This window comes from candidate division KSB1 bacterium (assembly GCA_034521575.1).
In the GTDB taxonomy this organism is placed as follows: Bacteria; Zhuqueibacterota; Zhuqueibacteria; order Residuimicrobiales; family Krinioviventaceae; genus JAXHMJ01.
This window is the reverse complement of record JAXHMJ010000005.1, coordinates 645,909-671,848: the sequence shown is the minus strand read 5'-3', so window position 1 is coordinate 671,848 and position 25,940 is coordinate 645,909. Positions and strand designations below refer to the sequence as shown.

At 42.6% G+C, this 25,940-nt stretch carries 20 protein-coding genes and 2 pseudogenes; 19 read left to right on the top strand and 3 right to left on the bottom strand.

Translation table 11 applies throughout. From position 1 onward, the window contains the following. The first annotated feature begins 23 nt into the window (after window positions 1-23). From U5R06_15875 to rbsK, 12 genes are all read left to right on the top strand, one after another. Complete coding sequence (locus U5R06_15875; protein MDZ7724235.1) at window positions 24-818, top strand: SUMF1/EgtB/PvdO family nonheme iron enzyme; 795 nt, start codon at window positions 24-26, stop codon at window positions 816-818. Between the two features lie 144 nt (window positions 819-962). Further along, window positions 963-1,895: a hypothetical protein gene (locus U5R06_15870; protein ID MDZ7724234.1), complete on the top strand. Its 933-nt coding sequence runs from the start codon at window positions 963-965 to the stop codon at window positions 1,893-1,895. Beyond that, a complete protein-coding gene (locus U5R06_15865) occupies window positions 1,843-3,075 on the top strand; it encodes a hypothetical protein (protein MDZ7724233.1) in 1,233 nt (410 codons plus the stop codon). Before U5R06_15870 ends, U5R06_15865 begins: the two co-directional genes overlap by 53 nt. Window positions 3,076-3,086: 11 nt before the next feature. Further along, the gene (locus tag U5R06_15860; protein ID MDZ7724232.1) at window positions 3,087-3,920 is read left to right on the top strand and encodes an alpha/beta hydrolase-fold protein; all 834 of its coding nucleotides are present in this window, start codon (window positions 3,087-3,089) and stop codon (window positions 3,918-3,920) included. A gap of 43 nt (window positions 3,921-3,963) precedes the next feature. Further along, a complete protein-coding gene (locus tag U5R06_15855; GenBank protein ID MDZ7724231.1) occupies window positions 3,964-4,164 on the top strand; it encodes a hypothetical protein in 201 nt (66 codons plus the stop codon). Between the two features lie 41 nt (window positions 4,165-4,205). Beyond that, window positions 4,206-5,465: an ADP-ribosylglycohydrolase family protein gene (locus tag U5R06_15850; GenBank protein ID MDZ7724230.1), complete on the top strand. Its 1,260-nt coding sequence runs from the start codon at window positions 4,206-4,208 to the stop codon at window positions 5,463-5,465. A 69-nt stretch (window positions 5,466-5,534) separates the two neighbouring features. Continuing rightward, complete coding sequence (locus tag U5R06_15845; protein ID MDZ7724229.1) at window positions 5,535-5,783, top strand: hypothetical protein; 249 nt, start codon at window positions 5,535-5,537, stop codon at window positions 5,781-5,783. 15 nt (window positions 5,784-5,798) lie between these two features. Further along, on the top strand, window positions 5,799-7,787 hold the full coding sequence (locus U5R06_15840; protein ID MDZ7724228.1) for an ADP-ribosylglycohydrolase family protein: 1,989 nt from the start codon (window positions 5,799-5,801) through the stop codon (window positions 7,785-7,787). A gap of 121 nt (window positions 7,788-7,908) precedes the next feature. Next, a complete protein-coding gene (locus U5R06_15835) occupies window positions 7,909-9,822 on the top strand; it encodes a glycoside hydrolase family 127 protein (GenBank protein ID MDZ7724227.1) in 1,914 nt (637 codons plus the stop codon). A gap of 52 nt (window positions 9,823-9,874) precedes the next feature. Further along, window positions 9,875-11,392, top strand: coding sequence for an ADP-ribosylglycohydrolase family protein (locus U5R06_15830; protein MDZ7724226.1), 1,518 nt, complete (start codon window positions 9,875-9,877; stop codon window positions 11,390-11,392). A gap of 18 nt (window positions 11,393-11,410) precedes the next feature. Beyond that, on the top strand, window positions 11,411-12,421 hold the full coding sequence (locus U5R06_15825; protein ID MDZ7724225.1) for a multidrug DMT transporter permease: 1,011 nt from the start codon (window positions 11,411-11,413) through the stop codon (window positions 12,419-12,421). Window positions 12,422-12,504: 83 nt separating this feature from the next. After that, entirely contained in the window at window positions 12,505-13,419 is a 915-nt protein-coding gene (gene rbsK / locus U5R06_15820) for a ribokinase (protein MDZ7724224.1), read from the top strand. A 588-nt stretch (window positions 13,420-14,007) separates the two neighbouring features. Here rbsK and U5R06_15815 read toward each other — a convergent pair. Genes U5R06_15815 through U5R06_15805 form a run of 3 tightly spaced genes read right to left on the bottom strand, consistent with a single transcriptional unit; the run spans window position 14,008 to window position 14,941 of the window. Next, on the bottom strand, window positions 14,008-14,247 hold the full coding sequence (locus U5R06_15815) for a DUF433 domain-containing protein (protein MDZ7724223.1): 240 nt from the start codon (window positions 14,245-14,247) through the stop codon (window positions 14,008-14,010). A gap of 44 nt (window positions 14,248-14,291) precedes the next feature. Continuing rightward, a complete protein-coding gene (locus U5R06_15810) occupies window positions 14,292-14,720 on the bottom strand; it encodes a PIN domain-containing protein (GenBank protein ID MDZ7724222.1) in 429 nt (142 codons plus the stop codon). Further along, on the bottom strand, window positions 14,717-14,941 hold the full coding sequence (locus U5R06_15805) for a hypothetical protein (GenBank protein ID MDZ7724221.1): 225 nt from the start codon (window positions 14,939-14,941) through the stop codon (window positions 14,717-14,719). The genes U5R06_15810 and U5R06_15805 overlap by 4 nt, the downstream gene beginning before the upstream one ends. 742 nt (window positions 14,942-15,683) lie before the next feature. Here U5R06_15805 and U5R06_15800 point away from each other — a divergent pair. The 7 genes and pseudogenes from U5R06_15800 to U5R06_15770 all read left to right on the top strand — a co-directional run bounded on the left by U5R06_15800 (window position 15,684) and on the right by U5R06_15770 (window position 24,298). Continuing rightward, window positions 15,684-16,121 (top strand): hypothetical protein, encoded by a 438-nt coding sequence (locus U5R06_15800; protein MDZ7724220.1) that lies wholly within the window; start codon window positions 15,684-15,686, stop codon window positions 16,119-16,121. 114 nt (window positions 16,122-16,235) lie between these two features. Beyond that, window positions 16,236-17,627 (top strand): IS1380 family transposase, encoded by a 1,392-nt coding sequence (locus U5R06_15795; protein MDZ7724219.1) that lies wholly within the window; start codon window positions 16,236-16,238, stop codon window positions 17,625-17,627. A gap of 288 nt (window positions 17,628-17,915) precedes the next feature. Continuing rightward, window positions 17,916-18,608: an SIR2 family protein gene (locus U5R06_15790; GenBank protein MDZ7724218.1), complete on the top strand. Its 693-nt coding sequence runs from the start codon at window positions 17,916-17,918 to the stop codon at window positions 18,606-18,608. A 76-nt stretch (window positions 18,609-18,684) separates the two neighbouring features. Further along, window positions 18,685-21,636: an AAA domain-containing protein gene (locus tag U5R06_15785; GenBank protein MDZ7724217.1), complete on the top strand. Its 2,952-nt coding sequence runs from the start codon at window positions 18,685-18,687 to the stop codon at window positions 21,634-21,636. A 102-nt stretch (window positions 21,637-21,738) separates the two neighbouring features. After that, a pseudogene (locus U5R06_15780) lies at window positions 21,739-22,871 on the top strand (IS630 family transposase). Between the two features lie 240 nt (window positions 22,872-23,111). Further along, window positions 23,112-23,750, top strand: a pseudogene (locus U5R06_15775) (UvrD-helicase domain-containing protein). Window positions 23,751-24,001: 251 nt separating this feature from the next. After that, window positions 24,002-24,298 (top strand): hypothetical protein, encoded by a 297-nt coding sequence (locus U5R06_15770; protein ID MDZ7724216.1) that lies wholly within the window; start codon window positions 24,002-24,004, stop codon window positions 24,296-24,298. Window positions 24,299-25,940: the final 1,642 nt, after the last annotated feature.

The following is a 25,940-nucleotide window of genomic DNA, read 5'->3' as shown; positions in this document are numbered from 1 at the left end:
TCTCTGATACTGTGGAGGAAAAGATGCGGTCGATTTTATTATGTGTGGTTGTTTTATTTTGCTTGTCACCGGACCATATTTTATACCCGCAACCGGATAATATGCAGTTTGTGGAGGCCGGCGAGTTTTTATACCATGTGGAATACCGCTGGAGGGAAGGGTTGACCCTGGATTCGCTTATTGTCGATGATCAGGGTATGCGGTACAGGTACAGTTGCGATGTAGATGTGCCTGCTTTTTACATGGACAAGAACGAGGTGACAAATGAAGACTTTAAACGGTTTCTTGATGCAACGGGTTATCAACCTCAATGGCCGGAAAATTTTCTAAAGCACTGGAAAAATGGTACGTTCCCGCGCGGACGTGGTGATCATCCGGTTGTATGGGTTTCTCTTCAAGACGCTCAGGCCTACGCCGAGTGGGCGGAGAAAAGACTTCCCACCGAGGTTGAATGGCAAAAAGCAGCTCAGGGGCCGAATGGGCTTGACTGGCCCTGGGGGAATATTTATGATCCTGATAAAGCGAATATGGATTCAGATGCTACAAAGCCAGTCGGCAGTTATCCTAAAGGCGCCAGTCCCTACGGATGCATGGATATGGCAGGTAATGTGTGGGAATGGACAGATTCATTTTCATCCGATGGTTATCATTTCTTTTGCTGGATCCGTGGCGGCAGTTACTTTTTTGCAAAAGGCAGCCGCTGGTATATGCAGGGTGGCCCGATTACAACCTATCAGCGCGCGAAATTCTGGCTGATGACACCTGCATTAAACCGGAGTGCATCAATTGGTTTTCGTTGTGTACAAGATATTGATTAAATGAATCAGACAGTATTACTTAATTTTTGAGGACTTTTAATGAGACCATATAAAGTATTTGGGTTAGGTTCTTTGATTTTTTTGATGTTTTTGAGTCAAATTTCAGCTGCCCCTCGTCTGAGTTTATTGCCGGACAGGCAGAATTTGCGAACGATTGTATTCGAAAATGAAACTGTGCAATATACTCTGCTCATGGACAAGGGCATCCAAATAACCGGCTGTATCGACAAAACGACGGGTACTGATATCTTTGAAAAAAATCCGCCTTTGAATGTCCTGTCGGCACGCGATCCTCTGGGGCTTGACGATGTGGGGTATCAGCTGTTCACTGTAGAGACTTTAAAAGCAGATGAATCGGTCTCTGTTGTTATTGTACAGAAATCGAGTTATGTGGAAAACCCGATTGTCATCACCCACACGTTTACGCTGGGAGCCGGCTCTGAATTGTCCTGGAACGTGAGCCTCAAAAACACGGCAACCGGCGGCCGTGCCTATCGCGATCCGCTGACCAAACGCACGTTGCTGACGTTCCCGTTTATCCAGAAATTGCAGTTGGGCAACGGTGAAGATATGCATTATCTCATCCCGACGCAGAACAGCTTTTTCTGTATCGACAATGCAGATGATCACATTTTTTATTTTACCAAAAGTTACGACCCGAAAATGCCCATTGATATTTTTAATCTGGAAAAAGATATGGGTTTTTATTTTCACGTGCTTTCCTCAGCCCTGGAATTCGACTTTGAGGATAAAGCAGATTTCAAATCAAAAATATTTGAATTGACGCAACGTCCCGGAGAGCAAACCGAGTTAATTTCATGCCGATTCGCACCGCATCGGGGAGACTGGCATGCCGCATTCCGTGTGTTCAAAGACTATATTCGTTCCAATTTTGATTTTACGTTTTACAAACGTCCTGTTCAGGAAAAATACCGGCAGCGTCTGATATCCCACTTTACATTTCTGTACGGACACGATATTTATGACCCGGAAAACAATGTATTTGACGTGAACCGGTTCCTGGATGAAGGAGAAGCAAATTTCGGCGGATATGATTATATGCTGCTCTCGGCATGATTATCAGCGTATGGGCATCGACAGCCGCGATCAGTGGGAGATGTATGAGGATCTGCCCGGCGGCCTAAATGGTGTCCGTGAACTGGTGGATAAAGCGCATGCACGCGATGTCCAGGTGTTTATTCCCTACAAACCCTGGGATATTATGAATAAGGATAAAAACCATTTTAAAGAAGAAGCAAAAATTGCCAAAGCTATCGGCTCGGACGGTGTGTTTCTGGATACCATGGACGAATCGGATAAAATGTTTCGAGAAGCACTGGACGCGGTCAATCCTGATAATGTCTTTGTCAGTGAAGGACGCCCCGATCTGGATGCCGCACAATTGGTGACCGGCAGCTGGAACCAGCAGGGCAATGCCACTAACAGAATGCCGAATGTGGATCTGCTCCGGTTTATTATCCCGGAACATAATGTTCACAATATCAACCGCGGTGCGCGAAAACGTGATGAGCTGATTCTCAATGCCCTGTTTAACGGCACCGGATTTATTGTCTGGGAGGATATTTTTGGTGAAATCAACAACTATTCATGGAATGAGCGCATCATGATCAAACGCTACAATCGCATTATCCACGAAAACCGGGATGCCTATTTATCAGACTCACCGGTTCCGCTGGTCAGGGATTTTCGCGATGATGTGTATGTCAATAAATTCCCTGTGCACAACAAGTGTGTGTATCCGGTATATCAGCTCGACCGTGAACATATCAGCAGAAGCCTGGACAATCGGCTGATTGGCCCGTTCATGCCGGTCGACCACCCTGAATCGTGGCATTATGTTGATGTCTGGAATCACAAGGCCATACCCACTCAAAACTTTAAAGGAATGACCTGTCTGGCGTTTCCTGAAGAACCGACAGATGTTATGTCCTGTATTGTGGCTCTACCCTCCAATCTTCTGGTCGAGTCAAAGGGAACAATACTCGACATTTCGGCCAGGCAGCCGGTGGAAAATGCATCCCTGCATATCAATACAGTGGATAATCTGACCTTTTTAGAAGAAAATCAACAAATCATACCGGGTCATACCGGAAAAGTTGATATATCGGAATTGCAGCTTGATTTTCCGTACAAGGTGATTGTGAAATTGATGCAGGATGATATTCTGGTGGATGAGGTTATTGTGAACACCGGCTGGAAGCAGTTTGATACAAGCTGTTCCCCTGCAGCCCCGTGAGGATTTGCCTGTTGAGTCCCGAAAATTATGAACAGCGAGAGGAAAACAGTATGATTCATGATGCGGCAAGGTTAAATATCATTTTATTTCTCATAGCGGTGTGTATCCCCCTGCATGCTGCAGATAAAACTGAATCTCCCGGTCATATCGGGACTGAACCGCTGCCCGTTAAGGAAATCAGTTTTTATTCAGAATCTCTCCAGCGTGACATGTATATCAATATCGTTTTGCCTCGCGGTTACGATCAATCCGGTATGGACTATCCGGTTCTTTATCTCTGCCACGGATTGACTTCAAATTATCATGAATTTGAGCATGTGGGGGTGCCCGAGTACCTGAATTGTTTTGATATGATCGTCGTCATGGTGGATGTGGGCAATTCCTGGTATGTTAATTGGGCGCGTTCCGCAGACGGTCAGCACAACAATTATGCGGATCATGTGACACAGGATATCATCAACTATGTGGACAGCCATTATCGCACGATTGATAGCAGAAAAGGCAGAGCGATTAATGGTATTTCCATGGGCGGATTCGGCGCGATTTCTCTGGGACTTTCGCATCCCGAGCTTTTTTGTTCAATTGCCAGTCACAGTGGTGCCCTGACCTGGGCAGCCGGTCAGCGGGAGTTATTGGAAAACGATAAAGATCCCTGGGTGATATGGGAAAAGGCTTTACAGGACACAGTCACGCGTTACAATAATATTGATATTGATGGCTATTCGACCATACCTGAGCGGACCCCGAACGGTCAGATCTTTGTCAAACCGCAAGATGCTGATGCTGTTGATCCGTTTAAACTGGTTTTGCAGGTACCCAGAGACAGCTGCCGCATATCTACCTGATTGCGGAACCAAAGATCATTTGATAGAGGCCGCGCATAAATTTATGCAGCTGTTGATGGAGCATGATATTCCGTTTCACTATGGCCAGTCAGCCGGTGTGCATGAAGAGGATTATTGGGGCAGAGAAATGAGTATTTCCATGGCTGTACAGTATGCGGTCATGCTGAGAAATATTTGGGGCCATGAATTTGAGCGTTATGATCCCTATTTTGATAAAAACGGTGAGAAGGAATCTTTAAAATGAATTTTAGATTTTATAAAAACAAAAAATTAGAGGAGAAAAGAATGAAGAAAATGGTCGCAATGATCTTGCTCATGCTCTTATCTCTGATGTTGATGCAATGCTCACAACAGGAGGTAAAGACGATCCCGGTGGATGTGATGAAAGACAAAATCGCAGGCGGATGGGCCGGAAAGATGATTGGTGTCACTTATGGCTATCCCACAGAATTCAGAGCCCGGGGAACCACTTATGATGAAGAACTGGCGTGGGATGACGGACAAATTAATAATGCGCTGGAGCAGGATGACATGTACGTACAAATGAGCTTTATGATGACTATGGATGAACATGGAATGGACGCACCGGCGGAAAAATTTGCGGAATCCTTTGCCAATGCCGGGTATCCGCTCTGGTGCGCCAATGTAACGGCGCGCAAGAACTATTTTGACGGTATTATGCCGCCCATGTCCGGGCATCCCAAGTACAATATCTGGGCGGACGCCATTGATTTTCAAATCGAGGCTGATTTTATCGGATTTATGTGTCCCGGACTCCCGCAGACGGCCAATGCCTTTTGTGACAAAATCGGGCATATCATGAATTACGGCGATGGTGTGTACGGAGGCATGTTTGTATGCGGATTGTATTCGGAAGCGTTTTTTGAAAAGGATATCAAACTCATTGTTGAAAATGCTTTGAAAACCATCCCGGCTGAAAGCGGCTATGCGCAATGTATTCAGCATACTCTTGATCTCTATGAAACATATCCCGATGACTGGCGGGCTGCCTGGCAGGAGCTGGAAGAAAGATGGGGAGACACGGATATCAGCGGGCCTTTGAATCCCTTTAATATCGATGCAAAACTGAACGGCGCCTATATTGTCATGGGCCTGCTTTACGGGCAGGGCGATTTTGGCAAAACCATGGAGATTTCCATCCGCTGCGGTCAGGATTCTGACTGCAACCCGTCGAATGCTGCTGCGGTTCTGGGTATCCGCGACGGGTATTCAAGTATTTCGGAAGAATGGAAGGGCGGTATTCCGGCTATTGCGGATTCACTGTTTATTTTTACCGACTATTCTTTCAATAAAGTGGTTGATAACACGCTGGATTATGCGTTGCAACTGATCAAAGAAAACGGCGGAAATGTGCAAGAGGGTGTTGCGGAAATTGCCGTCCAGCCGCCCAAAGCGCCCAAGGATCTTGAGGTCTCGTTTCCTGATTTAAAAGCCTCCTACAAGTCTGCTATCACCGATCCGTCGTGGACCTGGAAAGGCAATTGGGAGACCGCCTCATTTGATAACTTTTTCGAAATGACATAAATAACAACAAAAACGGCCGGTGAACAGAATGCGGAGGCAATTTTTGAATTCACGGGCACCGGCGTTCTTTTGCAGGGAGCCTGGAATAAAGACCATGGCAAGGCGGATATTTACATCGACGGTGAGCTGGACCGCACCATTGACTGCTATTACTGGCTTGCCAACCAGGAAGGCTATCCCTTTGCTTACCTGTATCACAATGTCACGCTGCCTGAAGGTGATCATGAACTTCGACTCGTTGTTACCGGTGATAAAAATGAAAAAGCAACAGACAGTAAAATTACTATAAACGGTGCTATTGTATATGAAAAAAAATAAAATGATAGGACAAATATGAAGAAAATGATCTGGTTGATTCCAGCCGTGATTTTATTGTTAAATTGCGGGACAAAAAAAATACAAATCCCGGTGGAGGACGTCGAGAATAAAATTTACGCGTCCTGGCTGGGACAAATTGTCGGAAATATTTACGGGCTGCCCCACGAAAATGCCTATATTCAGGACCCCGGACCTGAGGAATTTCCTTACGGTTACAGAGATAATCTGGATCGTCTGGAACAAATTAACGGTGCATTTTCAGACGATGATACCGATTTTGAATACATGTATTTGTTGGCAATGGAAAAATACGGGCCGGATCCGAAATACAGTGAACTCACGCAGTCCTGGCTTTATCATGTCAGAGACCGGGTGTGGCTGGCCAATCGGGCTGCCCTGGGCGCCATGCATTACGGGTATACCCCGCCTGTCACGGGAATGCGTCGCTACAATCCGCACTGGTTTCAGATCGACCCGCAGCTTGTCAATGAAATCTGGGCCGTCACGGCGCCCGGTATGATTGATTATGCGACGGCAAAATCGGACTGGGCGGCGAGGATTACCAATGACGGCTGGGGTGTTGAACCGACGATACATTATGGTGCCATGTACGCTGCAGCATTTTTTGAATCAGATATCAACACACTCATCGATATCGGTGTCCAGGCGCTGCCTGCGAACAGCCGATTTGCGCAGACGGTTCAGGATATGAAAACGCTGCATCAGAAATATCCTGATGACTGGCAGGCGGCTCGACAGGAAATGGCCGAGACCTATTATCATAATGAGCCATTGGATACGAAAACCATCTGGAATGCCAATCTGAATGGTGCGTGCGGTATATTGGCGCTGTTGTATGGTGAAGGCAATTTTCAAAAAACACTTGATTTATCCTGCGCCATCGGATTTGACGCCGACAATCAGGCGGCAACCCTGTCCGGTCTGCTTGCCATCATTGTCGGGATTGACGGCATTCCGCGGGATCTGTTGTACCCGATTGAGGAATGGCAGGAACCATTTAATGATTTTTATAAAAATGTTTCCCGACACGATCTTCCGGATGTGGGATTGAGAGCGACAGCTCAGCGCATGGCGTTGCAGGCTGAAAAAATAATTCTTGCTCATGGTGGAAAAAAAGTAAAAAAGAACGGTCAATGGTTCTATCAAATTAATCAAACCGCTGATTTCTCTGTACCGATGGAACTTCCGAATGCCCCGATGCCGTTTATCGAGGTTGGACAGGACGTAAATTACACGGTTTTTGTTACAGGTGGACAAGGGTCAATAGACTGGAAAATTATCGAGGGTCAATTACCGGAAGGAATCGTTTTGAACAACGGGTTTGTCACGGGAAAAACTGCACAACCCGGTATTTTTAACATCACTATCCAGGCAGATGATGGGAAAACATCCGCAACGCGAACTTTAACATTGTGTGTTGTTAACAGAAATCTTGCCGGGTCTGCCACTCGTGTTCTTTCCAATGTCAGACATACAAATGTTCTAACCCGGGATGCCATGTGGCTTTCTGTACCCTATTCGCTCTATACAGATTCGGTTGATGCCGTTCGGGACGGTGTCCGGTATGGCGACGGCTCTACGTTTTACAGCATTGACGGCAGTCACCAGCCCAAAACGGACTTTTACGGTTATGAATGGCGCGATGAGCAGACGGTTGGCGTTCTCAATTTTTGTACTGGAGCCATGGAGGAAAGCGGCGGCTGGTTTTCTACGCTTGATGTTCAATATCTAAATCAAAATAGCAAGTGGACGTCGGTCGAAAATTTGGTCATCTATCCCGAGCTGGTGGGCCGACCCGGCCCGTATAACAAGCCACATTTTGTAAATTATATTTTGGCTTTTGAACCCGTGCAAACCACAGCTGTACGGATGATTGGAGAGGCCGGTCATGCGCCGCATTGGCACGATGAACCGTCGTATTTTACGTCAATCGCGGAATTAAGTGTTCACCGTGAACTGTCCGGCTATGAAACATTGAAATAAAAACAGTGATGAGATACCATACCTGAGAGAGTGACTTCTTATCTCCCTCACCCGGGAGCCCCGGACAAGGGCTCCCGGGATTCTCCTGAATGGTGTGATAAAAATCAAAAAAGTGGTGCACATGCATATAAATAAATTTACAACTCTGCAATTCAGTATAGTAATCGGCCTGGTTCTGTTTGTAAACCAAAGTGGGGCACAATCCCGGAATTGGGTTCCAAAATCGCATTGCTGCATAAAATGGGTGGAACCCCAGTCTGTCTGTATATCCGGGCTGCTGGGACAAGCTGTAGACGCGAGCCGGCTGGGCCGACTGCACACTTTTCCCGAGTGGAACGACGGCAGGCTGATTAAAATTTATAGCCGGGATTCGGTTTGTGAAAATTCGGATAATGTCAAAGCGAACCAGGGCACAGACTGGCGCGGCGAACATGTGGGCAAATGGCTGTTTACGGCCTCCCGGGCGGCAGTGAGAGCTGATGACAAAGAATTGATTAATAAAATCAAACAAACTGTTGATTATTTAATGCAGCAGCAGGATGATAACGGATATCTTGGCACCTATTCACCTGCAGTACGGTTCACATCGGATGAACGCCGGGATTTCAGTCTGACATGGGATATCTGGAATCATGCTTATCTGATACTGGGTTTTTTGGAGGTGAACCGTTACTGGCCGGATCAGGATGTTTTGAATACCGCAGTCCGTATGGGAGATCTTTTATATGATACGTTTTTTCAAACCGGGAAAAGTGTTGCGTATCGCGGCAATCATTATGGTTTGTCCGGTATCGTGCTTATAGATGCTGTTGTTGAGCTGTATCATGCAACAAATGACAGAAAATACCTGGACTTTGCAACTGTCATTATTGAACAGGCTGAACAGCGTTCAGAACTGCGTGTTGTTTCACGATTAGCCCGTAATGTTGATGTTCAGCAAATCGGAGATGGTAAAATTTACCAGCTATGCTGGACACTTGCCGGAATTGCAAAATTGTATAAAGTAACGGGAAATCTGGATTATCTGACGGCGGTCGAACAGGCCTGGGAAAGCATTGCCACGCATCACCTGACTCTCGGAGCGAGCCCATGGGGCGGCGTGGGCGGACATTACGAGGTGTTTAACCGCAAGGGATACTGGAGCCCGTATGGATTTGTCGAAACCTGCAATACCATGTCATGGATCCAGATGAACCGGGAGCTTTATCAAATTACGGGCAAAGCCCGATATGTCGACATGATCGAACGCGCCGCCTATAATGCTCTGCTGGGTGCGCAGTATCCTGACGGCGAAGGCTGGTGCTATCACTCTTTTGAAAACGGCTGCAGACATCGCACTGTCTTTAGAGCCTGCTGCAGTTCCAGCGGCGCTCTGGCTTTGGAGGAAATACCACCGATGATTTACAGCATCAGAGAGAACGGGATTTCGGTCAACCTGTATACCGAGAGCACAGCACAGCTTGAATTAACTGGAAATTTGATTTCTATATCCCAGGAGACTCGATTCCCGTTTGATGGCAATATTTTGCTGACGCTTAACCTGGAAAAAGAATCTGATTTTCCTGTGTTTATACGCATTCCCTCCTGGAGTGAAAATGCAGCGGTAAAAATTAATAACCGGAGCCTTGACCAAACAACGCGGGAAAACGGGTTTTTTAAACTGGTACGCGATTGGACAAACGGTGATCAGATAACCATTGAATTTCCTATGCATGTCAAACGGCATGATCGGCTCGAACATGCTCTGCATTGGGGAGAGGATATCTATCAAATCAACTGGGCCGCTTTTACCCGGGGTCCACTGGTTTACGCTGTTGACGGTCTCATTGACGGCAAAGAGCGCGAAGAACGGATCAAACTGCCGGACCAGGATCCATCTTTGTATTTAAAGATAGAATCAACAGATAAAGACAAAGCTCCGGTTTTAAAACTTGAACGTGAGAAAAAAGAACCGCTTTGGTTTTTACCTTATTATTTAGCAGGTGGAGAGAAAAAAGGTGCCTGGCGTTTAACCTGGATTCAAATAGATGACTAGAGTAATTTGGTCAGAATAAACTAATTAATCATTATTTATCAAGGAGTATGTCATGAAAAAACAATTAATCTCTTTTCTTTTGTGTTTATTGCTTTTGACCACTGTGATCCATGCAAAATCCGTCACCATGACGCAGAATGAATTAAAGCAAAAAATTATGGGAGGCTGGGCCGGTCAGGTCATTGGCTGTACATTCGGCGGTCCCACGGAATTTGACTGGCGCAGTACATTCATCCACGATTATACGCCCATAGAGTGGAATGCGGATCTGATGGAGTGGTTTTATGACAATGCCCCCGGCTTGTACGATGATATCTATATGGACTTGACATTTGTCCAGGTATTTGAGGACAAAGGACTGGATGCCCCGGCCGAAGATTTTGCCAAAGCCTTTGCCAATGCTGAATATCCTCTCTGGCATGCAAATATGGCGGCGCGCTATAATATTCTCAACGGTGTTATGCCGCCCAAGTCGGGACACTGGCTACACAATCCGCATTCGGAAGATATTGATTATCAGATTGAAGCTGATTTTGCCGGTTTAATGACACCCGGCATGGTCAATACCGCTTCCGAAATTTCCGATAAAATCGGACATATCATGAATTACGGGGATGGATGGTACGGCGGTGTGTATGTGGGCGCCATGTATTCACTGGCATTTGTTTCCGATGATATTGACTATGTCGTGAATGAAGCATTGAAAACTATACCGGAACAAAGCGAATTTTATAAATGCATGCAGGATGTAATCAAATGGTCAGACCAATATCCGGATAACTGGAAGATGACCTGGTTCAAAACCCAGGAAAAATGGGGCGAAGATATCGGCTGCCCGAATGGCGTGTTTAATACGTTTAATATTGATGCAAAAATCAACGCTGCATGGATTCTGCTGGGCCTGCTGTATGGCGACGGAGATTATGGCAAGACCTTGTCGATCAGCACCCGGGCGGGTGATGATTCTGATTGTAATCCCGCCAGTGCGGGTGGCATCCTTGGCTGTATGATCGGGTATGATAATATCCCGGACTATTGGAAACAGGGGATTGATCGCGTCGTTGACCGCGATTTTGCTTATACCACTATTTCCCTCAACGATGCTTATGACTATTCATTAAAGCACGCTCTGGAGCTGATCAAGCAAAACGGCGGCAAAGTCAAGAAAGAACAAGTGACCATAGCCGTGCAGCAGCCTAAAGCCGTTCGGTTGGAAGTTGGTTTTGAAGGCCATTATCCGGTTAAACGGCAGCGTCTGAATAAGACGTTTATGAGTGAAGCATCCTTTGAGTTTGACGGTATCGGTTTTGCCTGTAACGGCTATGTTGAAAATAAAGGCGAAAAAGAGGTTGTACTTGTTGCGGAAATGTATATTGACGGAAAGCTTGTCGAGACTTCAAAGCTTCCGACAAACTATGTGATACGTAAAAATACACCGTTTTGGAGATATCAATTGCCCAAAGGTAATCACACTGTTCATATTAAACTGAAAAATACAAACGAGAATGTGCTGGTTCATCTGAATGATGTTGTGGTATATGATGACAAGCCGGCTCATCCAAAACACTAAATCGCTGAGGAGGATACTATGGTCGTTGTACAGTCTTATGCAATAGCCGTGGCAATGTGTTTTGTCACGATGCTGTGTTGGGGGTCCTGGGCAAATACTCAAAAGCTCGCCAGTAAAGAGTGGCGGTTTCAGCTTTTTTACTGGGATTATGCGCTGGGTGTGCTGTTATTGTCGGTTATTTTGGCCTTTACAATGGGAAGCTTTGGGAGCGCAGGCCGCTCATTTCTGCCTGATTTGGCCCAGGCCGGCGGAGGCGCATTGACTTCCGCGTTTGTGGGCGGCATTGTGTTTAATTTTGCCAATATTCTGCTCGTGGTTGCCATTGATATTGCCGGTATGGCCGTAGCATTTCCTGTCGGTATCGGGTTGGCCCTGGCTATCGGTGTGATCACCAACTATATCGCCGTACCGGTCGGCAATCCCGTTGTTTTATTTATCGGTGTGGCCTGCGTTGTGGCTGCAATCATTCTTGATGCTGTGGCATATAAGAAACTGTCTTCCGGAGCAGATGAGCAAAAGTCCACGGCCAAAGGACTGATCTTCTCCATCGTCGCAGGAGTGGCTATGGGATTTTTCTACCGATTTGTGGCTGCTTCCATGTCCACGGATTTTGTCAATCCTGTTGCCGGAAAAATGACACCTTATACTGCTGTGGTGGTTTTTTCAGTGGGACTCTTGCTGTCGAATTTTATTTTCAACACTATTTTGATGCGCAAACCGGTTGCCGGTGAACCTGTTGCCTATCGTGATTATTTTATCAAGGGCAACCCCCGGCTGCATCTTATCGGGATACTGGGCGGTGTTATCTGGAGCCTTGGTATGTCTTTTAATATTATTGCAGCGGGTGAAGCAGGCTTTGCGATTTCTTACGGTCTGGGTCAGGGCGCGACCATGATCGCCGCGCTTTGGGGTGTGTTTATCTGGAAAGAATTCAGGAACGCTCCCAAAGGCACAAAACCATTGATTACATTGATGTTTATCTTTTTTGTCATTGGTCTCGGGCTCATTATCTATGCCAGAGTAGCTTGATATTGTCTCTTACCGGACATTTTTTTAAAAAATGTCCGGTAGTTTATCCATTGAATATCTCGATTGAAAACTAAAGGTGGAATATGATGAATATTGTGGTGGTCGGAAGTTCAAATACGGACATGATTGTCCAGGTCCCCAGAATTCCCAAACCGGGAGAAACGATTCTCGGTGGCAAATTCTCTACAGCCGCAGGCGGAAAGGGGGCGAATCAGGCTGTGGCTGCTGCACGAGCCGGGGGACAAGTCGCCTTTGTGACCCGGGTAGGTATGGATATGTTTGGTGAAAAAGCCCTGGAGGGATTTAAGAAGGATAATCTTAATATTGATTATGTTTTCAAAGATCCGGATGCTCCTTCCGGTATTGCTGAAATATTTGTTGCAAAAGACGGAGAAAACAGTATTGCTGTGGCCTCAGGCGCCAATGCTAATTTGTCACCGCTAGATATCAAAAAAGCAGAGTCGGTTATTGCCGATGCCGGTATCCTGGTGATGCAGCTCGAAATTCCGATTGAAACAGTTGTCGCTGCTGCTAAATTGGCTAAATCTCACGGCGTTGATATTATCCTGAATCCCGCTCCGGCTCAGCCTCTTTCAGATGAGTTGCTGTCTTTGATTACCATTTTAACCCCAAATGAATCTGAAGCGGAGCTCCTGACAGGTGTTGCTGTTCAAGATGAACCCAGTGCAAAACAAGCTGCGGATATTCTGCACCAAAAAGGAGTGAGTACTGTTGTTATTACAATGGGAGCCAGGGGAGCCTATGTATCTGACGCATCATTTAGTGGTATGATACCGGCAAAGTCTGTGAAAGCTGTGGATGCCACAGCTGCCGGTGATGTATACAACGGCGCACTTGCTGTAGCCTTGTCAGAGAAAAAACAGTTATCTGATGCTGTTGTTTTTGCAAATACAGCCGCCGCATTATCGGTTACCAAACTCGGCGCCCAGCCATCCGCGCCGTTTAAAAATGAAATATTGAAATTTCTTGGTGTATGATGATATGAAAAAGATAGGGTGTTTGGTTTTCAGGGGTTGGAGGACTATTAATCGATAAAGGGAGTGGATACGTTTGCACTGATGAAGGAAAAAGTTCCAAAAAAATTCACTCCCTTTGCAACATCTCTGGACTTAAAAAATACTATACAGACAACGTCTTTCAAGTTCGGCGAGTCCCGCAGCAGAATGATAAATGCTGGCTTCAAGCTGGGACAGAGAGCTGGTTGAACGTGTTGGAAAAGTTGAGGGGCCGGAGCTAAAAGAGTAGAGTTGATATTATTTTGGCTCCGGCTTTGAATTCTCAGCTCAATCCTCTGGCGGCCGTTTTTTGTTTATAGACATTGGATATAGCAGTATGAGAGTATGAGATTCGGGGTTTGTGGGATGCGGTATGAGGTGCGAGGTATGGGGGCTGTGGTGTGCGGGATGAGGTATGGGGTATGGGGTTCGAGGTTCGGGAGAGGGAGGTATCGTCCTAAAACGTTGACAGTTTTTATTTCTTTTTTTTCTTCTTACAATTTCCTGCCTTTCTTGCCCCTCGCAACAGATTTATATTGTTCGTTTCGTTCGTTTCGTTGGCTGCTGATTTTAGTTTAAGCAGCGAACAAAAACGAACAAGACGAACTGATACTGGATTTTCTTAAAACTTTCAAACTCCAATGCTGCCAGAATATCCTCACGTGAGAGGGTCGGATAATCTTCAAGTATTTCCTCGAACGTATTACCACCGGCCGGTGCTCCCGGGATAGTACTTGCCCAAACCCGTGTTCCACTGATGACAGGCTTGCTGTGACATATTTGAGGATTGATTGAAATACGCTCATTCATTCGAGCTGCTCTTTTAAAAAAAACACAAGGCAAAATACACATATCTATGACTTTCCAAGAACCTGGTTGAATATTTCTTTGGTGGTAATAATATTTGCATACCCTTTTTGAGATAATCCATTTAACAGTTCTTTATCATTGGACCACAATGGAATATCTAACTCAAGGCTCAAAGCTAAATACACCGTATCTTTAGGATCAATATCCTGACATAGATTTTCTGCTTTTCTGTAATTTTCTTTAGAAATAGCAAATTTTGGAATTACGGTGATTTCAGAGAATAGCTGTCTTACAAAGGAACTAATCTCGGTTTTTAATTTTGTCTTTTTTAATATTCGTTCATTATATTTGGATAATTCCTGAAAAATAAAATCAGGGACATATACATCCAATACCTTTAGTATATCAATATAAGATTCTTTGCCGCTAATCAGCGCAGAAAATAAAATATTGGAATCCAGGACGACTTTCAAAGGTCGATATCCTTTTTATACTCCTGCCATGTTTCTTCTCTTATTTTTTTTAATTCCTGATAATAGGAAGAATGATCTAATTCTTGCACATGGGCTGATATTTTTTTAAAAGAGTGTTTGATTTTTAGCCATTTTAACATCTTTTCAATTTCCTGTTGAATGGTATCTTTGCCAAATTCAGCCAGATCTTTTTCAGGAATATCAAAAGTAAGTTGCATCATTGACTCCTTTTTTCATATGAAATACATAATAACATACAAAAAACGCTTGAAAAATAAAAAAGGTTTCTGCACCCGCAAATCATTATAGCCTATGTTCATCAGATCGGTTAACTTGCCTTTCTGTTTTATTCATTTTTTCATGATTCCATTTTTACAGACTGTGCATCATTCCGCTGTGAAATCCTTTGTCAAGCAGCAAGTCCTTTTGCAAAATAGGTCTATGCCGGTCTCATCAGCATGAATGTGACATGTTGTGAAATGTTGTTATTTTTCAAGCGCTAAACCATTCAAGTCTAATATAAACAGTGTTTCGTAAAATTGTTTAACAACATCCATTGTGTTCAGTGGATGCTATAGGATTTAACGTGAAATTTTAAAGTAACTTTATAGTTATTTGAGTTATTTTTGAAAAAGAGGATGATTGTATGAATGCAAGTTATTCATCGATCAAAATATTCTATTTAATTTTTGAGAGTCTTTTTTTAAATACAGTTGCATATTGATTTGTTATTTGTTATTTTCAAATGAAAGTCTGGTGGGGTTTTATAATATGGATTAACTTAATAGCACAATAGAATCAGATGTATAGATTATTGTGCTTTTTTTATATAGAACTCTATCCCGTGCTATCAAGATGCCAAGCACAATATTGCTTGATATAATTTGATCAATAAACGCAATACATAATGTGAGAATAAAGTGAGCTTGTCAATATAATATCCTCAAAGGAAAGTGTTTGTATATGGATGCTTTATTATTTTTGGGCTCCGGCGTATCTTTTAAATCCAAGCTGCCTGATACAAAATCTATAACCGATGCGATTTTTAATAAAAAGTGGCACAGGCATACAGATCAGGCGTTTTATTCTGGCCCTAATTCGACTCCTTTATTTGATAAAATTGATATTACTAAAAATTTGCAGAAATTTTTAAGTATAATCAAAGAATATTCTGATAGTTATTTTATGAAAAGAGATCGATCAGAAACAACATATGAGGATTTATATTATATTTGTCAACAAATCTATGAAAATGAAACAAATGAAGTGGATAATCCAGCAGTACAATTGTTTGTGGATCAGATTTCTGAAAAATCACAACATTTATTAACTTCTAAAGATCCAATTAATAGAAAAATCACTATATCTTCTTTGGCCTCTGATTCTTTAACTTTTACCTAAATTGAGCGGTTTTTAAAAAAATAAAAAACCTTTTGGGTTTATAATAGTTTGTTATTATTTTAGTTGTGTAACCAATAAAAAGAATAACAACAAAACCCAAAAGGTAGCCATAATATGCAGAAAAAAACCGATACAACGCAACCTAAAATATCAAAAATTGAGATCACAAAAGATAAAATTAGCGGTCGTGGTGGTCTGTTGTTTTTTCTTAGATATATTGACCAAATTCGATTCTATTCTCTATTTGAAAACGTTTTTAGCTTTTTAAAAGGCTCTTCTAAAGGACTGGGATACCGTCAGTTTGTCAAACAGCTTTTTGCTTGGTTTATTGATGGTACGGATATGTCAATCTGTTCTTTTGATCGTCGAAAAAACGATGAAGCCTATGCTGCCGTGCTCGAAAATCGCCCGGAACAAATGGCAACATCCCATCAAATCAAAAGGATGTTTCGCAAGTTCAGTTTTGTTGGGCAAATGATATTTCGGTCTCTTTTGTTGGAGATGTTTATTTGGCGACTTATTATTGAACAACCCAAAGAAGTTATTCTTTTTGGTGACAGCGTAGTTTTCGACAATGACGGCGCTAAAAAGCGTGAAGGCTCAAATGTGACCTATAAAAATAAAAAAGGATTCCAGCCTATGCAAATTAGTTGGGGGCCTTATGTTGTTGATGCGCTGTTCCGAGCCGGAGATGTTCATTGTAATCATGGCAGCGACTTTATAAAGTCAGTGGGGCGTCTGGTCAAAGCTATTCGACGTCGCTATAAAGATGTTCCAATCATTCTGCTAACAGACAGTGGTTTTATGGATGACCAGAACTTTCGGTTCTTTGAACAACGCCTTGGTATTCATTATGTTTGTGCCGGGAAAATATATAACGATATTAAACAATATGTTAACAATCTTAGTTATGATGCTTTTCGTTCTTATAGACAGACATGGACTTTTGTCGAATTTGCTAATCGCCTCAAATCATGGAAGACATTTCGCCGTTGTATTTTTACCTCTCAGAAAGCTGAGGAAAATGGTCAACTCTTATTTGATTTTGCACAACCGGATTCAGTAATCTATACCAATATAGGCCGAAACAGTGAGCTGGATGAAAAACTAATCAATGCTGGTAGTGGCAATTATCTCAAGGCCGAAAAGATTATCGAGTTAAACCACAGTCGAGGTAGAGCTGAATTAGTACACCGATCACAGAAAGAATTTGCTGGAAGAGAACAGTTACCATTTAAGCGTTTCGGTATGAATAGAGTTTTTTACTATTTGATGATCATCAGCCATTTTCTTTTTGAAGCATATAAAAGGGACATCCCCTGTGAAGCAGTACCAGTTACCGCTTACCCCAATACCTTTCGTCGGATCATGATTGATTTTGCAGCCAAAATTGTGACAACAGGCGGAAAAATTATACTAAGGGTAACACAGACAGTCTATGATTCCCTGAAGATTTTAAAATTATGGTCATTCATTGAGGAGTATGAACCCGCATTTGTGACGTAAAACATAATAAAAATTAATCGTATTAAAGAGCTAAACAATGGGAGAAGTATGCCGTTACACTGATAATTCTCTGACTTTAATGAAAAATCAGTTCAAAAAGCAAGGTTGATTGCGTAATAAGAAGTTATTTCAGATGAAAACAAATAGAAAAAGACGGCACCGGCAACATTTTGCGCCGGTTTTATTTGGTGCCCTTATAAATCGATCAATTTAGGTTTTATTAATTGTGTTGTTCATCATTCTCTTTACACCAATAAAGAGCCAGAAGGTTTATCACTCGTACCCAAATTGGCAGAAAATGCAGATAAATTAGACATTGTAACGTTAAACCATGATTTGCTGATAGAGAAAGAATTGGAAAAAAATAATTTGGAATTCATAGATGGATTCGGTCAAGCAAAAGGTGATATAAGATGGTTTGAACCAGACTGTTTTGATGATCACTCGATAAAAATATTCTTGCTTAAATTGCATGGTTCTATTAACTGGTATAGATTTCGAGAAGAAATAAAAGTAAATAATGATATACAAACGGTTGACAGATACGGATCAATTTTACATGCAGACAATCATCATTGTAAAAATGAACATGGTATTTTTTTGCATTCCCTAGACACAACACCAATATTTCTTACCGGAACTATGAATAAAGTATCTGATTATTATTTTGGAATTTTTTCAATTATTCATTGCATTTTTGAAAACGTCATGAGAAAGCATGACCTTATGATCATGTCAGGTTATGGGTGGAATGATAAAGGTATAAATGGGAAATTGTTCCAATGGATATTATCATCCAGAAAAAAACGTCTTGTTCTTTTGCATGAAAATCCTGAAGAAACGATTAAACGTCACTCAAAGAGTGCAATGTGGCATAGATACGATGGTTTGGTTAAAGATGGGAGATTGATTCCTGTTAAAAAATGGCTTTCTGATGTAACACTTGATGATATATTACATTATTCACATGAAAAATATTAATTTTATTTTATAAGCATAAACAGAAAACCGATATTGAATCCAGATTACACTAACCATACACGGAATATTACATTTCATGTCTATCATCAATGAATTTATACAGGCGCTTGATAGTGAGATTTCTGCTCTCAAAAAAGGCAAGGCCGGTAACAATTATAGGCTATTCAGGGGCAAATATATCAAAAAGTCAGCTAATTTTATTATTTATCAATTTGCAGTTGAAAATATTCTAATTGTTCTGGATGATACCCCTGCTAAAATTGAAATCAATGATCATGAATATGACTGCTCTATTATTTCTGTTGTCGATCAGAGTGTGCAGATTGCTATTGCAGAAAATCTGGGTGAAAGAATACCCAATGCTGTATTGAAAACCAATACCTGGTATTTACTGGAAATATTAAAAAAGAAATATGAAAAAAATCTGAATAATGGAAAAAACTTTGATCGTGCAAAAAAGCTATTCAATGGGGAGTGTGAAAAAATAAAGTATGATGAATCCATCTTGTCTGATGAAAATTTTGCAGGAAATACAGGGCTGGATGATTCTCAGCAAAACGCACTTTTGTCATCTTTGTCAGACTCTGTTTCAGTCATTTGGGGACCTCCGGGAACGGGAAAAACGGTGACAATTGCAAAAGCGATAGAATGCCATATAAAATTGGATCGAAGGGTATTATTGGTATCGCATGCCAATAATGCTGTTGATCAGGCATTGGAAAAAGTAGCCTCTGAGACAAAGGATTCATTTTACCGCGAAGGCAAACTGGTTCGAATTGGAACTCCCAAAGCCGAAAAACTGGGGTTTTTTGAGAAAAACTATCCCCTGGTATTAATCGATAATATTGTCGAGCAGCGGTCAAAGGAGCTCAGAGGCAAAAAGATTGATTTACAAAATGAAATTGCTGGAATTGATAAACAATGTAAATTATTCGAATACGCATTGAGCATTATTACAGAGATTGACAATCGAAAAACAAAAGATGAAAAATTGACGCAGGACTATGAGGAATATGCCAAGACTATTGATGATCAATCAAAAATCAAAGCAGCAATAACCAAAACATTGAATGAACAAAGGACTAAATTGCATAAAGCCAGACAGGCTGGCGGATTTAAAAAAGTATTTTATGGATTAAAGCCTGAAGAAATAGAAAAAGATATAAAGACCTCACGTGAAAAATTACATAAAATCAATGCTCAAATAAACGATTTAAAGCATTTACTGGATAATAATAAGGAAAATATAAAATTAAACAATGCGGTCAAAGAGAAATTCATTTCAAAATTAGACGCCTTGAATCTGGATACACACAATAAAACAGAGATTAAAGAGAAAACAGCATCTTTGAACCGGATTAAAGAATCTATTACTAAAGAAATAAGAGAGATTGATCAAAAAATCGAAGAGTTGCGAAAAACAATTTTATGGGAATCAAAGCTGGTGGCCACTACGTTGACAAAAACCTATACCTCCAAGGAACTGGAGGGTGTTGATTTTGATGTGCTTGTTCTTGACGAGGCCAGTATGTCGCCGTTGCCGATGTTGTTTTGGGCAGCGGCCATGGCAAAATTGGGTACAACAATTGTCGGAGATTTCAACCAACTTCCTCCTATCTGTATAAATGATACAGACATTGGGGTTAAATGGTTAAAACGACATATATTTAATGTTCTGAATCTGGATGATGTGCAAAAAGCGACACCTGATAAAGTAAATTTGTTAAAATATCAATACCGGATGCACCCATTAATATCTGAAATACCAAGAAAATATATCTATGATGATAAAATCATAGACGCACACGGCACTGAAAATAAAATATTTCATGATAGCATTTCGGGTGAAAAGCCAATTTGTTTTATCGATACATCCCCGCATGATCCATGGTGCGGACAATTGAATCGGGGACGATTTAATGTGATCAGTGCGTCAATGTGCATTTCATTGGCAGAGTCCTTGATCACGAATCACAACCATCATGACTTGAGTATTGGCATTATTACACCCTATAAAAATCAAGCAAGACTGATACAGCGAATGGCCAGAGATAAAGATATTCTTGATAATAATCTTAGAATTAATACAGTGCATAGTTTTCAGGGCGGAGAAGAAACTATCATTATCTTTGATCTGGTAGAAGGAAAAGGTGCAAAACGATGGTCTATGATTAACGAGTTTAATAACAAAGAGTCGGCAAGGGTATTAATAAATGTAGCCATGACGCGCGCTGAAAAGAAATTGTACATTGTTGGCAATAAGGATTATATACAGAATAAATTCAACAAAGATTGTTTGGTGAAAAAGGTCATCAACCATTGTGAAAAAAGCGGTGTCATAAAAAATACGTCAGAAATATTTAATGATATCAGGGAGGAAAGCTTTGATCAATGGATCCAAAAGTTTGATCCAGAAAAGCCAGCTCCTTCTATAGAATCCTGTGATAATGATGAATTTTGGCCATATTTCCTTAATGATATGATGTCCGTGCAAAAGGAGATTATAATCTTTAGTCCCTTTATCACAACAAATCGTACGGGGAAGCTATTTAAAAATCTAAAAGCGCTTATTGAAAAGAATGTGGATGTCTTTTTCATAACAAAACCACCGGGCGAACAGCCTAAAAGTATGAAACAGAATGCAATAAAAGCCATGAAATCTGTAGCTTCACTGGGAGTAAAGATAAAATTCAGAGAATACATGCATGAGAAAATTGCGATTATTGATAAACGAATTGAATGGAGTGGAAGTCTTAACATTCTAAGTCATAACAATAGCACAGAATATATGAAAAGATTAAAAGGAGAAGAAACAGCAAAAGAAGTTTATGATAGATATGAATTATACAATTTGCTGCGGGGGAAGAATCTAATGGGCGAACCCTGTCAGGAAAAAAACTGTGACGGTATAATATATGTTCAACGAATCAAGAATAATCCTAACAATAGATTTTATGGTTGTGTTAATTATTTTTCTTCCGAATCCCAATGCAAATGGACGAAAAGTATTAAAAATTGGAAACAGTGAAATGAGATGAATTTGCAGTTGCACTAGTGTCATGTCACACTTGTAATGTCGTAAAATAATTTGTATATTAACTCCATCAACGAATTGATTGATGGAGGTGATATGAAAAAGTACAAAGTAACTCTAACTCAAGAAGAGCGTCAAAAGTTGATTTCAATAACACAGAAGGGCAAGCATCGATCGCAAAAGGTTCTAAACGCTCTCATACTGTTAAACTGTGATGAAGGTGACTATCAAGACAAACCATTAAAGAACAAGGATGTTGCCAGCGTCTTAAAAATCAGTATGCGCAAAATCGATCGTGTCAAAAAATGTTTTGTTGAACAAGGCCTCGATATTGCATTAAATGGTACCAAAGGGCAACGCGCTTACGAAAGAAAAGCTGATGGAGATTTTGAAGCCCATTTAATTGCTTTAAGTTGCAGTGAACCTCCTGAAGGCTTTTCGCGATGGTCGCTCCGGCTGCTTGCTGATAAGGTTGTTGAGTTAAATTATGTTGACGATATTGTCACATGAGACCATTCGTCGCGTACTAAAAAAAACGAAATCAAGCCGTGGCGCAAAAAGGGTGGGTAATTCCACCTAAGCAGAACAGCGATTTTGTCGCCAACATGGAAATCGTTCTTGATATTTACAAAAAGTCATACAACAAAGAGTTTCCAGTTGTTTGCATGGACGAATCTCCTAAACAATTGATAAAAGAAACGCGTTTGCCCATAGCGGCCTCTGCAGGAAGTATTGCAAAGTATGATTATGAATACGAACGCTGTGGAGTCTGCAATATTTTTCTCGCCAATGAGCCATTATCAGGTAAACGGTTTATCGAGGTTACAACAAAAAAAACCAAAACAGATTGGGCTCGCTTTGTAGAAACAATCGCCAACCACTACTCAAAAGCCAAAAGGATAACCCTGGTTATGGATAACTATGGTACACATAAGCCAGGTTCGCTGTATGAAGCATTCGCACCAGAAAAGGCAAAACAGTTGCTCGATAGATTTCAATTTATCTTTACTCCAAAGCATGGTAGCTGGTTAAATATGGCAGAAATTGAATTAAATGTTTTAAATGGTCAATGCCTAAACAGGAGAATCGACAACATATCTACCGTGATCCGAGAATGCTATGCTTGGGAAAATCACCGGAATCAAATGAATGCAAAAATTAATTGGCAATTTACAACAAAGGATTCTCGCATAAAACTCAAGCGTCTTTACCCGACACTACAGATGTGACATGACACTAGTATTAAGATTTATGCGAAAATCCCTTGAAAAGCTCCTTGCAATTCACTATGTTATCCAAACATTCCAACGCTAATGCCGGGGAAGGCTTTTCTCATTGTAACAGGGTCCGGGAAAACAGGGACGGGACGCGCAGCATGTCTATTTGCAGCTCAAAGAGATACGACAGCAAGGCTACGGCAGCAGGCCGGTGTGTTGACACCCGCAGGTCATGTTTAGACAGGGTGGCCTATGATTGAGGATACAGCGGCATATCCACGCCTGACCCGCAGCCAGCAGCAGGCGGTGCAGACCACCGAAGGACCGGTGCTGATCATTGCCGGTCCCGGGTCGGAGAAGACGCTGACGCTGGTGGAACACACGATCTCTCTGATCACCGGATTTGATTACAAGGCCTTTGAAAAACGCCACGCGCAAAAACCCGAATCAACCGGTGGAGCGGCTGCTGATCGTTTGCATGAGACACGAACCGGATTTAAAAGCGCGGCTGCAGGAACAGCTGAAACCGTTTCAGCTAAATGTTGAAATTGTCGATATACTGCGCGACAAGTCGCAGTTGGGGTTCAAACGCGAGTCCGAGGCGCAGGTGGTCATTCGCGACGGACAACTGGTGATCGAGCAGTTTTATCCCATGAACCTGCTGCAGAAATTGTCGCTTATGAAGGAAAACGTCGATAACTGGCGCAACTGGTGGAATCGGTGATGATTGATTTTTATTACGACGGCGCGGTTCTGGAACCGTCCGTGGTGGATATCCCGGAGAAAAAAGAACGGGTTCAAGGCAAGTATCCGGTGCCCAAAGACGCCGGCAATATCCGCGTCAAGATCACGGATTTGCTGTCGGAATCGCTGGAAGTGGATGTTGCTTAAGAAAATCGTTGATTTTTTCAAGCAGAGAGAGAGTGCGGGATATTCGAGAAGGTCTGTCTTGATGATTGACTGTTTTCACTATTTTACCTGTTTTCACCATTCGGTGAAAACGGTTTTATAATGAAAATGCAAACATGTCGCCGATTTTAAAGCCATTAGCGATCCGGATGACCGCTCCCGGATTCAAAGAGATGCGTTTGAACGCATAAATTATTTATTGCAGCAATTGCAAATCTGATTTCAGGAGTCTCGTGCCGAAAAAAGCAAAAAAATCCAGCAAACAGCTTGTCGATCGCGTTTTTTTCGAATATCTGTTATATTTTTATCAGGACAACCGGCGAAAAAGCCGCCAGTCCTGCAGCCTGCTGTCGAAAAAGTTTTTAGATTTCAACGATCCTGAAAATGCCGATTCCTTTCTGCGCGCGCCGCAGTTTCATGCGCTTTATGATATCGAGGAATATGAACGCGATGAACCCGTGGACGTTACTCTGGCCAATCCACCCAAAGCCGGTAAACCGTTTCACGAATTCAGCGTCAAGCCCGAGTAGTGGGGTGGGGTAGAAAAGCTGAATATTTTAAACGAGTTTGCGATATTTTTAATTTATGCACAAAAATATAATACTTTTACAGGAAAGTAGGAACATCGAATTGACTTTTGTATACAGATTATTAGACACGTTAAAAATCAGCCTACAATATGCATTTATTATTTCTCTGAAATACATTTTAGCTTATATGGCTTATACTAGATGTTCCTCGTCAGATACAGGATCAGTTGTTGCGATCTGGTGGGAGCAGGAGCTGTTTTCGAGTATTTCGTGTTTTTTCGTGGTTCCATGGTATGGAGCTGCATGGCAAAGTGTGAAACTGGCCAAAGTGTACGTATAAATGATCAGAGATTATACGTATAAATCGGATTAGGGCGATGAGGATTGCCTTTAACTGCTACCTTTGATACAAATTGTCTGTTAAGTTGTCGCGCTTGAACGGTTGCGGTTGTGCAAGTTTTGTGTGCAACAGGTTGGGATTGTGCGGTCATTGCGGCTGATATCGCCCCTTCAGGGCTCTGGTTTGGATTGGTGTTGGGTCTCCGGGCGCTGCCCGGAGCTTTTTTATGCCGCCCCGTTGGGGCTGGAATGTTTGGTGATTTTGGTTATGTGGTTGATGTTTGAATGGGATCGTAGCGGAGTTTTTGTGCTTGTGTTGTATGATTGATTTTGATCGGCGGTCCGGGCGCCAACGGAGGCGTGAAGAGCCCAGCCCGGGGCATCGCTTCGGGTATTGGAGGGTTAGGGGTTCTGATTCGGATTGGTGTCGGGTCTCCGGGCGCTGCCCGGAGCTTTTATGCCGCCCCGTTGGGGCTGGAATGTTTGGTGATTTTGGTTATGTGGTTGATGTTTGAATGGGATCGTAGCGGAGTTTTTGTGCTTGTGTTGTATGATTGATTTTGATCGGCGGTCCGGGCGCCAACGGAGGCGTGAAGAGCCCAGCCCGGGGCATCGCTTCGGGTATTGGAGGGTTAGGGGTTCTGATTCGGATTGGTGTCGGGTCTCCGGGCGCTGCCCGGAGCTTTTTTATGCCGCCCCGTAGGGGCTGGAATGTTTGGTGATTTTGGTTGTGTGGTTGATGTTTGAATGGGATCGTAGCGGAGTTTTTGTGCTTGTGTTGTATGATTGATTTTGATCGGCGGCCCGGGCGCCAACGGAGGCGTGAAGAGTCCAGCCCGGGGCATCGCTTCGGGTATTGGAGGGTTAGGGGGTTCTGATTCGGATTGGTGTCGGGTCTCCGGGCGCTGCCCGGAGCTTTTTTATGCCGTCCCGTTGGGGCTGGAATGTTTGGTGATTTTGGTTGTGTGGTTGATGTTTGAATGGGATCGTAGCAGAGTTTTTGCGCTTGTGTTGTATGATTGATTTTGATCGGCGGCCCGGGCGCCAACGGAGGCGGAGCTATTATCTCGTTCCCAATTCAGGGGGAACGTCTGTCGCCTCCGACTTGCATGATTCAGACAATGATGCTCCGCATCGCTGAGTCCGCAGGTTCCGCCATAGCCGCACGATATGAAAACAGAGGGGGGAGCGGAAGACAGCCTGGCTGCAGCGAGGGGGAGTCTTTCCCCTTTTAAAAATATAGGAATGAGATTAAGCCGTTAGCGGTTGGTTTTTAACTGTTCCCTCTGGCGTGGAGATTGTG

Bases quoted from the DNA above. Each gene is read 5' to 3' on its own strand.
- U5R06_15875 (MDZ7724235.1), top strand. From the start codon at position 24: ATGCGGTCGATTTTATTATGTGTGGTTGTTTTATTTTGCTTGTCACCG.
- U5R06_15865 (MDZ7724233.1), top strand. From the start codon at position 1,843: ATGAAGGAGAAGCAAATTTCGGCGGATATGATTATATGCTGCTCTCGG.
- U5R06_15855 (MDZ7724231.1), top strand. From the start codon at position 3,964: ATGCAGCTGTTGATGGAGCATGATATTCCGTTTCACTATGGCCAGTCA.
- U5R06_15850 (MDZ7724230.1), top strand. From the start codon at position 4,206: ATGAAGAAAATGGTCGCAATGATCTTGCTCATGCTCTTATCTCTGATG.
- U5R06_15840 (MDZ7724228.1), top strand. From the start codon at position 5,799: ATGAAGAAAATGATCTGGTTGATTCCAGCCGTGATTTTATTGTTAAAT.
- U5R06_15835 (MDZ7724227.1), top strand. From the start codon at position 7,909: ATGCATATAAATAAATTTACAACTCTGCAATTCAGTATAGTAATCGGC.
- U5R06_15830 (MDZ7724226.1), top strand. From the start codon at position 9,875: ATGAAAAAACAATTAATCTCTTTTCTTTTGTGTTTATTGCTTTTGACC.
- U5R06_15825 (MDZ7724225.1), top strand. From the start codon at position 11,411: ATGGTCGTTGTACAGTCTTATGCAATAGCCGTGGCAATGTGTTTTGTC.
- rbsK (MDZ7724224.1), top strand. From the start codon at position 12,505: ATGATGAATATTGTGGTGGTCGGAAGTTCAAATACGGACATGATTGTC.
- U5R06_15815 (MDZ7724223.1), bottom strand. From the start codon at position 14,247: ATGAATGAGCGTATTTCAATCAATCCTCAAATATGTCACAGCAAGCCT.
- U5R06_15805 (MDZ7724221.1), bottom strand. From the start codon at position 14,941: ATGATGCAACTTACTTTTGATATTCCTGAAAAAGATCTGGCTGAATTT.
- U5R06_15800 (MDZ7724220.1), top strand. From the start codon at position 15,684: ATGGATGCTTTATTATTTTTGGGCTCCGGCGTATCTTTTAAATCCAAG.
- U5R06_15795 (MDZ7724219.1), top strand. From the start codon at position 16,236: ATGCAGAAAAAAACCGATACAACGCAACCTAAAATATCAAAAATTGAG.
- U5R06_15785 (MDZ7724217.1), top strand. From the start codon at position 18,685: ATGTCTATCATCAATGAATTTATACAGGCGCTTGATAGTGAGATTTCT.